The following is a 6,419-nucleotide window of genomic DNA, read 5'->3' as shown; positions in this document are numbered from 1 at the left end:
AGCTGTTAAAAAATTCATTCAAATAAGAGGAGGAAAAGCTTTATCTACAGTAATTGAATTTCTTCCTCAAGATGTTCAAGATTATCAAATTAGATTTGGAAAAATGTTAATTAACCCAGAAAATCACTTTTTTTTCATTATTTCTACATTATTAGCAGAATGGGCTAATAACATATTAGGTGATGAAAGCATTATAGATAAAAAGATGTTAGGTTTAGTTGATGATCTTGGGAATATATTTGAATTTGTTTCTGATGATATTAGCTTAGAAGAACAACAAAGCGTATTAAAACAAGCAGAAAGTTTATTTTATAAATATGATATGCCTTATGTAAGGCAGCTAACAGACGCAGAAATTTTAGCATTAAGAAAAAGTATGAGAGAAGCTCATAAGATAATGTCGGTAATGGATTAGTTATAATAAGTATTTTAAACCAATCTTATCTAGTACGAGTAAGTAGCTTTATAAGTATTTGCAGAATAGGTTTACTAAATATTTAATTTAACATAATATATATTATGCGAAGTTAGTTACTTGGTTATAGAGAAGCATAAATATTATTTTTTTAAGCTCGCTTAAGAACAAAAAACTCTACATACTTTAATAAAATCTTATCTAAACGTTTAATCTGTTCATTGTAATCTAGCTCATAACTATACTTTCTATGGTTATTACCTAGTGGAACTTCATTTCCTCCTTTAAAATCTCCAAGTAATATTAACAAATCATCCATATCTTGATTAATTTGTTCTTTTGGTACAGGACAATCTCCATTCTTATCTAAGGATATTTTAGATAATGCGGCATAAGCATGCTCAGCAATCACACACAATCTGTGCTTTTCTACTGTAAGGTAATCAACACCACCATCATAAAAAGCTCTCATCGGATCATAGAAATATTCACTGGTATATGCTTTCATTAGATTTATCTCCTCTATTAAAATTTACCAAATATATCTTTAGGCTGATTGATTTTATCCTTTATTTTTTGTCTCCATTTAGGTAATTTCTTCGGAAGAATATAGACTTCCATAGAGCCACAAATTACTAATAAAAGTAGTACTTGGCCAAGTAATCTAAATGAGTCGTAGAAAGTTCCAACAATTAGACCTATTAGTATAAAAATCATGAACAAACCACACAAAAAATAGATAGGAAAACTCCCGATTCGCCAAATTAAAGGAATACATGCTAAAACTCTATCAAGAATCAAGTAAAAAATTTTTTCTTCAGTTGTTACTGTCGGTAATCTCATAATTATATTAATACTGTTGATATACAAAGATTGGTTTATAAATAAAGTTGCATGCTAAAATCGTATTGTTCTATTTGTTCTTTTGTGAGTAATCCTTGTGTACATAATTCTTCAGACACCCATTTCCAATCAACACAAGGTCGATTAAAGTGGCAGGATAACTTTTTTATACCTAGTGAAATATCATCAATAAGCAAATCCCCGTAAGCTTTGGGAGAAGAGGTAAATTTATGTTGTTCAGGATTGACATTTATACCATAGAGTTCAATTTTATTTTGCTTGAACCAATCTAAAGCTTCATCAAGGTAGCAATCTTCAGCTCGCATAGTGAATAAAATAAGGTTATGTCCATTTTTAACTAAATCTCTTAATACTTGTGCGGACCCAATTTCTTCTCCTATTTTAGGGAAATTATGAGTTACACAGGTTCCATCAAAATCAATCAAAATATTCAAAATCATTCCCCCTAAATTTTAGATTTTTGCTGCTAAAATAGCATCAATAATCTTTTTAATTGCGTTTTTAGAGTCTGTATCAATATCGAATTTTTTATTTTCTCTATCATAAATTTCAAAAAATGCTAACTGACTATTTTCTACCACATACTTAACATTTTCAGATAATTTGCTTACAACCAGATCATGATGCTCTTTAGGAACATAACGAGGATTCAAGCCTTGATTCTCTTGCTCCTCTGCTCTGCTGATGGTGTTATTCCAACTTACTCCCATTGGACTGGTACAAATAATCACTCCTGTTTTATATCCGTGTTCTGTAAAATTATTTAGCTCTTTTAAGGGTAATTCTGCTCTACGAAAAGTTCCTTCAATTACAATATTAAACTTTTGTTTAATCGCTTCATCTCGGATTTTTTCAACCATTTTCCCAGCGAAATCCCCTGTGTATTTTGAAAAATCCTTACCATATTTAGCATAAATTTCATCAAAGCATTGATGATAGGGTCTAAACTCATCCCCATTAATAATGAGAACATTATTGTATAACCGATCAAGCATAAGTTTAGATGCATAAGATTTCCCTGAACCAGGTTGACCTCCTAATAAAACAGCCGTAGGTTGTTCTTGTGAAGAAATATGGTTGCTAGCTAATAAATTAGCCCAAATTATAGGAAATTTACGATTTATATCTGAATCAATATCATAATCATTAATATCGGTATTTAATTCTTTTGTAATGGTGTAGTTATGAGCAATAGTTCGGATTTTTTGTGAAAGGTCGGAGTAATCTAAGTCCTTAGGTAATGTCTGATAGATGAAATGGCGAAGTTCTACTAAATATGACTTATCATTATCGATCTGGTTTTCCTTTGGAACTTGGCTTAGCTTTGCTTGCACTGTTGAAAGTAATTCGATCAATACATCCTTTTGCATTAGTGTACTCATAATTTTCTCCATATTATCTTATTTTAGATAATCTAAATATTGTCTATAAAGCTCATCTCCAAATGGTTTTCTCCAGCCTGATAATAATTCTGGAACTGTATGATTTGTTTTATAAACATTATGCCATTTGAATAATTGTTCTAGTTGACGTTTACTGCAAAATACTTCTATAGGTAGGCTTTCAGGTTTAACAGCTAGTACTACTTTCTTTAAAAATTGCATGTCTTTTTTATAATTTGGCACATCCATTAATCGACTAATTTTAGCTGGAAAAAGTTCTTCTGGAATATGTTTAGCTTGTTCAACCATCAGTAATAATTTCTTACCATAAACCCTTACTTCGTTTGGATGCATAAATTCCAGTAATTGAGCGGTGTGTTTAGGCTGATCTTTTGCAATTTTCCATAAAGAGGCTTCTTTTACAATAAAATTAAGAGCTAAATCACGTTTTTTGGCTTCTTCGACTCGCCATTTTTCTAACACTTGTAATATAGCTAATTGCTGAGGTTCTAATTGCCAGGCATTGCCGATGTGTTTATACGCTTTTTCTGGTGTAATTTCTTTTTGACGCTTAATTTTAAGTTTCTCACACTCTTCATTGACAGCATTTAACCATTCAGTTGTTTTTAATTGTTCCATAAGTTTTTGATATATTGGCAATAAAAACCAAACGTCTGCAGCTGCATACTGAAGCTGTTTTTCACTTAATGGTCTAGCCAACCAATCTGTTCTTGATGTAGATTTATCTAGTTGAATATGACAATAATTTTCTACCAGTTTAGAAAATCCGATGGATGAACCTAATCCTAAAAATGCACTCATAATTTGTGTATCAAACATCGGTTCTGGCATTTGTTTAAAGTAATGATAAAAAATATCTAAATCTTCACCACAAGCGTGTAAAACCTTAATAATTTTTTTATCTTGTAATAAGTCAATAATAGGTTGGGAATTGGAAAGACCAGATGGATCAATTAGATAGACTTGTTCTCCATCAAATAATTGTAATAGTCCTAGTTTAGGATAATAAGAGCGAATTCGGACAAACTCTGTGTCTAAAGCAATCACTTTATGATCTTGAATACTTTGATATGCATTGTGCAAACTCTCATCAGAATCTACCCATATAAAATTAATTTTATTATCCATTTTTCTCTTATTATCCTTATTTTTAGTATTTTTTTTGTTTTAAAAAATAATTTTGTGAAGTTTCTCTCAGAATCTATTTAAATTCATTGCTATTTTAATGGAAGATTTCAAAATATAGAAATTATCTTATGGAGCCATAATTATAAAGGATAAAGGTATGAAAATTTCATCTACAGAAGAAAAATATCATCATCTTGGACGAGTTTATCAACTTATTGATCAATTTGAACTGATCTCTCGTAGAGATATTGCTAAGTTATCAGGATATGCGCCAGCCTCTATTACGGGTATTACAAAAAAATTGATTGATGGCAAATTTATTTTAGAACGTACTGCCCAAAATATAATGGGAAGAGGTCGTCCTGCCGTTGGATTATCTGTGTCATCATTTCATTGGCAGCTATTGTGTCTTATTATTTCAGCTAAAGGTATTGCTATCTCATTATGCGAGCTTTCTGGAGAAATTATTTATCAGCATAACTACCCTATTTCTCTAGGTAGTACAATTGATAATGATGTTGAAAATGCTATTAATCATTTTTTATCTCATTATTCTGTTGAAAATAGAAAATTGATTGCAATTTCTGCAAGTATTAAAGGAAAAATTGATAAACTCAAGTCAGTGATAACTCAACTTGATAATGAACAAGTTGATTGCCATATTTTTCATATTATTAGTAAATTGATCTCACATAAATCTATTTTTATCAATGAACATTTCCAATTATGGTTATTAGCAGAATCTATGCTAGGTAGTTTACTTCGATACGATAATGTTATTTTTTTACAATTAGATGAATTTATTAATCTTAGTGTATTACTACGCGGTGAGTTATTACATCGTGATGAGCATAAAAGAATGAACATTGATCGCATGCTTATGCCAAAAATGGGAGAGGTTGGAGAAATTACCAGTCGAAATTTAGATGATATTAGTCGCTATCAATTAATCAATCAGATAGGATTTTCTGCATTAGAAAAAGCGATTGATTACTACCTCCCTAATTCTTTACCTGATTTAAACTCAAAAATTATATGGTTTTGTGAATTAGCTGTTAAAGAAGATACCAGAGCATTAATGATTCTTAAACATATTACTAATAATCTTGCTTACATGTTACACAATTTAATTAGTATTTTCTCAATTGAGAAAATAATGCTCTGCTCTCCACTTGTAAATATACACAAGTCATTATTTGATAAAATTAAAGAAAATATCACCACTCAATTATCTCGAGATGGAATTACTGTAGATTTTGTAACCAGCCAATATACAAGGGATAGTTTCATGATACCTGTATCTGCGATTAAATCAGCAATTTATACAGGAAATTTGATTCAAAACATAATTCAATTGTAAAAAATTTGTTAGACTTCTCGCTGTTTTTTAGTTTATAGAGAGTCTACATATGCCGGCTTTATTTATTACGGGAACTGATACTAGCGTAGGTAAAACAATCATTACTCGAGCGTTATTACAAACGCTAGCACAATATGATATTCCCGTTGTGGGATACAAACCAATAGCTTGTGGAGGAGATGATTCACTTCCAACAGAACCTAATACTGATGATTATGCAAGTGAAGATAATCAAGATGTTCTTATTATTCAAAATAGTGGGAATATTCCCGTACAATATCGAGAAATAAATAGTTATACATTTACTCACTCAAGTACACCTATTTTTGCTGCTTTAGATGCAGTGAGACATATTTCTGAACAAAAACTTGATCAAAATTTACAATACTTAATAGAAAAATACGATAATGTACTAGTTGAGGGAACTTATGGTTGGTTAACGCCTATCAATAAAGAACTTAGCTTTGCTGATTGGGCTGAGAAGAATCAAATGCCTGTTATTTTAGTTGTGGGAATAAAAGAAGGTTGTGTTAATCATGCTTTGTTAACAGCCGATTCAATTAAACAAAAAGGAGGCAGATTGATAGGATGGATTGCAAATAGAATTAATCCTGGTTTAAGACATTATGCTGAGTTAATTGAATTATTAAGTCAGAGAATAGATGCACCTTTACTTGGACAGCTGCCTTATATTGGACATCCAGAGCGAAAAGAACTGTCACAATTTATCCAAAATCCAAAACCGTTGATAAAATTTTTCACAAAATAATTAAGTTTATTTTCTATCCCATCAACATCCAGAAGAGATTATTCAATAGATTTAAGTAGGCGGATTATGTATGATTCGCCAATCTCGTTTTTGTGATCTATTTCACAGTTTTATAAAAAATCTTACTCACAAGTACATTTTTGAATGAGTTTAGATTAGTATGTGCGACGTTAATTAATTGCTAATATTTTGTTGATAAAAACACCTAAATTTTCAACACTTTTATTACCATAAAATTATAGTCATAATAAATATAAGAGGTATGTATGATTATTTCATCAGCTAATGATTATCGAAAAGCAGCAAAAAGAAAAGTCCCACCATTTATGTTCCACTATGCAGATGGTGGTTCGTACGCAGAGAAAACTTTAGAAAGAAACGTTACAGATTTGAGCAATATTGCATTAAGACAGCGTGTACTAAAAGATATGTCTGAACTAGACACTGGAATTGAATTATTTGGTGAAAAACTCTCTATTC

8 protein-coding genes are annotated in these 6,419 nt (G+C 30.6%); 4 read left to right on the top strand and 4 right to left on the bottom strand.

The genetic code is table 11. The features are described 5' to 3' along the window. Positions 1-415: hypothetical protein (locus Q1J40_RS02305; RefSeq protein WP_301098421.1), on the top strand; the 415-nt coding region annotated here is incomplete at its 5' end. A gap of 151 nt (positions 416-566) precedes the next feature. On the opposite strand, the gene Q1J40_RS02300 is transcribed toward Q1J40_RS02305, so the two are convergent. The 4 genes from Q1J40_RS02300 to rnd all read right to left on the bottom strand — a co-directional run bounded on the left by Q1J40_RS02300 (position 567) and on the right by rnd (position 3,810). Then, a complete protein-coding gene (locus tag Q1J40_RS02300) occupies positions 567-923 on the bottom strand; it encodes a hypothetical protein (protein WP_301098420.1) in 357 nt (118 codons plus the stop codon). A 370-nt stretch (positions 924-1,293) separates the two neighbouring features. Then, on the bottom strand, positions 1,294-1,719 hold the full coding sequence (locus Q1J40_RS02295) for a hypothetical protein (RefSeq protein ID WP_301098419.1): 426 nt from the start codon (positions 1,717-1,719) through the stop codon (positions 1,294-1,296). A gap of 12 nt (positions 1,720-1,731) precedes the next feature. Continuing rightward, positions 1,732-2,661 carry a zeta toxin family protein gene (locus tag Q1J40_RS02290; protein WP_301098418.1) on the bottom strand — a complete coding sequence of 310 codons (930 nt, stop codon included), beginning with the start codon at positions 2,659-2,661 and terminating at the stop codon, positions 1,732-1,734. Positions 2,662-2,679: 18 nt separating this feature from the next. Then, positions 2,680-3,810 carry a ribonuclease D gene (gene rnd, locus Q1J40_RS02285; RefSeq protein ID WP_301098417.1) on the bottom strand — a complete coding sequence of 377 codons (1,131 nt, stop codon included), beginning with the start codon at positions 3,808-3,810 and terminating at the stop codon, positions 2,680-2,682. A gap of 157 nt (positions 3,811-3,967) precedes the next feature. On the opposite strand from rnd, the gene Q1J40_RS02280 reads away from it, so the two are divergent. From Q1J40_RS02280 to Q1J40_RS02270, 3 genes are all read left to right on the top strand, one after another. After that, complete coding sequence (locus tag Q1J40_RS02280; RefSeq protein ID WP_301098416.1) at positions 3,968-5,170, top strand: ROK family protein; 1,203 nt, start codon at positions 3,968-3,970, stop codon at positions 5,168-5,170. A 49-nt stretch (positions 5,171-5,219) separates the two neighbouring features. Further along, positions 5,220-5,939, top strand: a complete 720-nt coding sequence (gene bioD, locus Q1J40_RS02275) for a dethiobiotin synthase (protein ID WP_301098415.1) — start codon at positions 5,220-5,222, stop codon at positions 5,937-5,939. A gap of 266 nt (positions 5,940-6,205) precedes the next feature. Beyond that, positions 6,206-6,419: alpha-hydroxy-acid oxidizing protein (locus tag Q1J40_RS02270; RefSeq protein WP_301098414.1), on the top strand; the 214-nt coding region annotated here is incomplete at its 3' end.

The organism is Otariodibacter sp. (genome assembly GCF_029256985.1).
In the GTDB taxonomy this organism is placed as follows: Bacteria; Pseudomonadota; Gammaproteobacteria; order Enterobacterales; family Pasteurellaceae; genus Otariodibacter.
Note: the sequence above shows the minus strand (reverse complement) of the source record. Positions and strands in the feature narration are given on the sequence as shown.